4 protein-coding genes and 1 pseudogene are annotated in these 4,381 nt (G+C 60.6%); 2 read left to right on the top strand and 3 right to left on the bottom strand.

All coding sequences use genetic code 11. The features are described from left to right. Positions 1 to 116 precede the first annotated feature (116 nt). Entirely contained in the window at positions 117 to 1,229 is a 1,113-nt protein-coding gene (mnmA, locus tag NW835_RS00175) for a tRNA 2-thiouridine(34) synthase MnmA (RefSeq protein ID WP_414336169.1), read from the bottom strand. A gap of 77 nt (positions 1,230 to 1,306) precedes the next feature. Next, on the bottom strand, positions 1,307 to 2,056 hold the full coding sequence (locus NW835_RS00170) for a HEAT repeat domain-containing protein (RefSeq protein ID WP_414347654.1): 750 nt from the start codon (positions 2,054 to 2,056) through the stop codon (positions 1,307 to 1,309). A 149-nt stretch (positions 2,057 to 2,205) separates the two neighbouring features. On the opposite strand from NW835_RS00170, the gene NW835_RS00165 reads away from it, so the two are divergent. Beyond that, complete coding sequence (locus NW835_RS00165) at positions 2,206 to 3,147, top strand: hypothetical protein (protein ID WP_414414202.1); 942 nt, start codon at positions 2,206 to 2,208, stop codon at positions 3,145 to 3,147. A gap of 128 nt (positions 3,148 to 3,275) precedes the next feature. On the opposite strand, the gene NW835_RS00160 is transcribed toward NW835_RS00165, so the two are convergent. Next, the gene (locus NW835_RS00160) at positions 3,276 to 3,842 is read right to left on the bottom strand and encodes a hypothetical protein (RefSeq protein WP_414363750.1); all 567 of its coding nucleotides are present in this window, start codon (positions 3,840 to 3,842) and stop codon (positions 3,276 to 3,278) included. A gap of 312 nt (positions 3,843 to 4,154) precedes the next feature. On the opposite strand from NW835_RS00160, the pseudogene NW835_RS00155 reads away from it, so the two are divergent. After that, positions 4,155 to 4,381, top strand: a pseudogene (locus NW835_RS00155) (hypothetical protein); the annotation flags it as partial.

The following is a 4,381-nucleotide window of genomic DNA, read 5'->3' as shown; positions in this document are numbered from 1 at the left end:
GCGCCGCTCACGCGACCACCCCCAGCCCCTCTCCCAGGGGGAAGTCAGCCCTCACCCCCAGCCCCTCTCCCAGGGGGAGAGGGGAGTAATGCCAGAGAGCTCTGCCGAATCTCTAGTTAGGGAGAAGGGCGCTCCAGGATGCCACCTCCCAGCAGGAGATCCCCGTGGTACCAGACGGCGGCTTGGCCAGGGGTGACGCCAAATTGCGGCTCGGCAAACTGTAGCTTCACCCGCTCCGGCGATTTTGGGATCACCATAGCCGGCACCGGTGGGGTACGGTAGCGCACCTGCACTTCCACGGCCAAGGGTTCTGCCGGCGCAGGGATCGAGACCCAGTTCACCCGCCGCACCCACGCCTCAGCTTGGGTGGCTTCTTCCCGCTCTCCCACTACCACGCGGTTCATGGCCGCATCGATGCGCACCACATAGAGCGGACGGGAAGAGGCAATCCCCAGCCCCTTGCGCTGGCCGACGGTGTAGTGGTGGATACCTTCGTGATATCCCAGGACTCGCCCCTGGGTATCGACAATTTCCCCCGGCCTTTGACCCAGGTGCTGATCCAAAAAGTTGCGCATCGAGCCATAGGTCTCGATCAAGCACAGATCCTGGCTTTCGGGCTTGTTTGCCGTAACCAAGCCGTAGCGCGCGGCAATCTGACGGGTCTGGGCCTTGGTGTACTCGCCCAAGGGGAAGAGGCTGTGGGCCAGGTGCTCCTGGCTGAGGTCGTAGAGAAAATAGGACTGATCCTTCTGCCGATCCACCGCCCGCAGCAGTTGATAGCGCCCCAGCTCGGCCTCAAAACGCACCCGCGCGTAGTGGCCGGTGGCGATCTGAGAGATGCCCAGCGTCTCGCGGGCATAGGCCAGCAGGGGGCCGAACTTCACTAGCTTGTTGCATTGGGAGCAGGGCAGCGGTGTGATCCCCTCCCCATAGCCGGCCACCAAGTAATCGACAATGGCGGCCTGAAACAGCTCACGGCTATCCACCACATGGTGGGGGATCCCCAATTGCTCACAGATGGCAGCAGCATCCACCAGGCCGTCGGTGCAGCACTGGCCTTTCCCTCGCATCAGCCAGAGAGTCACTCCCTCCACGGCATAGCCCTGTTCGTGGAGAAGGGCCGCCACCGTGGAGCTGTCTACCCCCCCAGAAAGGGCCGCCACAATGCGGGGCCGAGAGGGGGATCCGGCTATCTCCGGAGCAACTAGAGGGTGGGGGCTGGTAACCATCGCAGCAGGGGATTAGGAAACAACAAGGGTCGGCAAATCCTCGCCTTCCTACACCAGGCCAAACCCGGATTTCCAGCTTAGCTTGCTTCCGAATCGGCTGGCCGGGATCCCGCCTCAGGCGTGGGTTCTGGGAAGCCCCTTTGGCGCAGCCGCCGCAGCGAATCCAAAGCCGCCGCGGCAACGCTATCGTGGGGATCCCTGGCCAGATAGTTGAGGGCAGAAACACTCTTGGGCGAGGGCAGATTTCCCAAGGCCTGGGCCAGCCGCTGCCGCACCAGCCAATCTTCCGACTGGGCAAACCGCAGGATGTGATCCAAAGCCCGCAGATCCCCCAGTTCTCCCAGAGCTGCAATGGCCGCCTGCTGCAGCAACACTTCCGGCCCCTCCAACGCCCGCAGCAGCACCTCATAGGCCCGTGGATCCTTCAGGTTGCCCAGGGCCACGGCGGCGCTGAAGCGCACCAGCCACTCCACATCTTCATAAAAAGCCCGCACCAGGGCCTCAAAAGCCCGCGGATCTTCCAAGTAGCCCAGGGCGCCTGCCGCATCGGCGCGAATGCCGTAGTCCGGGTCTTGGGTGAGGATCTCCAGCAGCTTGGGCAGACAGGCGTCCGTCTGCTTGATCCCTAGGGCAAAGACGGCAAAAGAGCGCACCTGCAGGTTTTCGTCGTCGATGACCTGCAAAATCAGCGGCACCGCCTGCTCCGCTGGCACATCCCGCAACTGGGCCAAGGCCACCATGCGATCCGCAGGGCGTTGGCTGCGCAAGCGTTGGGCGATTTCCTCCAGACGAGCGGGGTTGACAGGATCCAGAGCAGAGACAGTCATGGCCTTAACAAATGTTTACAGTCTCTCTTCATTATGGCAAATTGGGCTGCGCTCGGACAGGGGCCGGCTTTGAGGTCGGGATCCCTATCGACAGGGGCTGAGGCTTTGATTGGGAAATCCTAGCATTGTTGCCGAAAAAAGCAGCTCGATTGAGCCCCATCCCCAAGATTTTGGCTATTTTGGTGATGCGAGGCTCTCTCCCGGTGGTCTCTATGCTGAAATCTTCGCCTGGTCGCCAACTGCTCTCACTTGGGATCCTCCTGCTGTCGGCAGGGGGCATGTTGTGCTTGTCCCCTCGTTTATCTTCTGCTTTGGCCAACGAACAAGCGGTTCCCGAAGCGGAGCTGGCGCTGCAGCCGCTTTTGCCGCCGGGATCGCGCATCCTCCGCTCCCGTCGGCTGAGCGACACAGAAGCCGAGATCTGGGTGGAGTCGCGCGGCGGCAGCAGCCCTGTAGTTATGCGGCTCAACGCCTCAGGCCGTTGGGAACAGGATATGAACGCTACTCTGGCGCGGGGAGCCAGCCAGATGCAAGCTCTTGCCCGGCAACAAACGGCAAACCTGCCCGACGGTTTTGGCCAGACCGCTCCTGACCAACCGCCGCCGGTGCCTTCTCTTCTGCAAACCACCCAAGCTGCCTCTAGCCTGATCCCACCGGTGGATCGGGAGCAGGAAACCCAGCGGGCCTTAAGTGGAGCCGGACGGGCGGATCCCTTTGTGCCCCAAAACGTGCGTGCTCCTGAGCCGACCCTTGATCTGCCACCTCTACCTCCGCCTCCGGAACTGCCGCCGCCCGGCAATGGTGGCGAAGTGCCCGTAGCAGTGGCCACCCCGCTCCCGACGCCCACTCCCGACCCGGCGGCCTTTGCCCGCAGCGTGCAAGTTTCTGGGGTTGTCCAAATCGGCGGTGAATCCTTTGCGCTGGTTTCCGGTCCAGGCGTGATCCCTTCTGTGGTGCAGGCCGGGCAAAACTACCAAACTGCCAAAGTGGCCGGAGTATCGGTGCCAGAGCGACGGGTTGTGCTCTCGGAAGGAGGCGAGACCGTCGTGAAGACAATGCAAGACACCACTGTAATTGTGGGTGCGCCCTAGCCGTGGCTATTCCAGAGCCCAGCGGTTTGATCTACTCTCCCGCCTCTGGGCAAGGGATTTTTCCAAAGTCAAGTCTAACTCCCCTCTCCCAGAGGGAGAGGGGTTGGGGGTGAGGGAGTCTGGGAAAATCAAAAACGAGGCTCGCTGTTGAGGCGTGACGGCTGCTGTTTTAAATAGCGCAAGAACTCCCGCAGTTCGGCCTCATTCAGTTGGTGGCGAGATTTTTTCTGGAAGCGACGCTCCAGGAACTCTTGTCCTTCCTTGCGGCCCCAGCCAATACGCTGCATCTCGACATCTGTTTGAGCAATGATGTCCGACAAATCCTCCCCCTGGGCCTCTGGCTCCCTCAGGTTGGGCAGCTCCGGGAGCGACTGCTGTCGGACAGGGATCCCTGTTGGCTCAGGGGCTTGAGGGGCAGGAGAAGAGTGGGTGCGCCCATTGGCCAAGGCCAAGTCGGGAGTTGGCAAATAGGGCAGCCTGGCGGCAGCAGAATCCATACCCAAGCTCAAGGAAGTTGCGGAATGACCGAATCCTGCGTGGTTTAAAGCGCGCTTCAGCGCAGCATCTTCCGCTTCTTCTACTGTGTTGGAGCCGGCAATACCACTACCCAGAACCGTGTTGTTCACCACCACCTGGGCTTTGACAATGTAGATCCCTTCTTCTACGCGCAACAGATCGGTGAGCAAACTGCCCATAGGGTACCGCTCTCGAAACTGTTGAATCATGCTTGCGCCGAAACCTGTCGCTGCTCGGGGCTTGACTACAAGCTAGCTTGAAAGTACGCCTCACATCCAGATCTCAACGCCTCAATCTCAAATCAACATCGGCTAAAGATGTCTATCGAGCAGATCCCAACAAGAAGAGAAGTCTTTCCCAACAGTCAGCGTTCGGCTCGACAAGGGTATGCTATGGCCAAGGGATCCAGTTGCCAAGGTTGCCCTGAGTGGCTGGCTTGGAAAAGGAAAACTGATTTATTATCGCTGCACAGCAAGGCATAACGGAGAACCATGGCTAGCGATACAACCGGGGCCAGCTCAGCCAGTTTGGGGCAGGCAGCCATTCGAGAGCGCAATTATGGCACTGCTTTGCAGTTGCTGCGGCGGGCTTATCGTGCGGATCCCAGCCCGGAGAATGCCCGTTGGCTGGCCACCGCCTACGAAGAAGCGGGGTATGCCCAATTGGCCGCCCTCTATCGAGAATTGGCCCAAGAGCGCAGGGAGACTGCCAAAGCAAT

This window comes from Synechococcus sp. OH2 (genome assembly GCF_047462155.1).
Taxonomy (GTDB): Bacteria; Cyanobacteriota; Cyanobacteriia; order Thermostichales; family Thermostichaceae; genus Thermostichus.
Note: the sequence above shows the minus strand (reverse complement) of the source record. Positions and strands in the feature narration are given on the sequence as shown.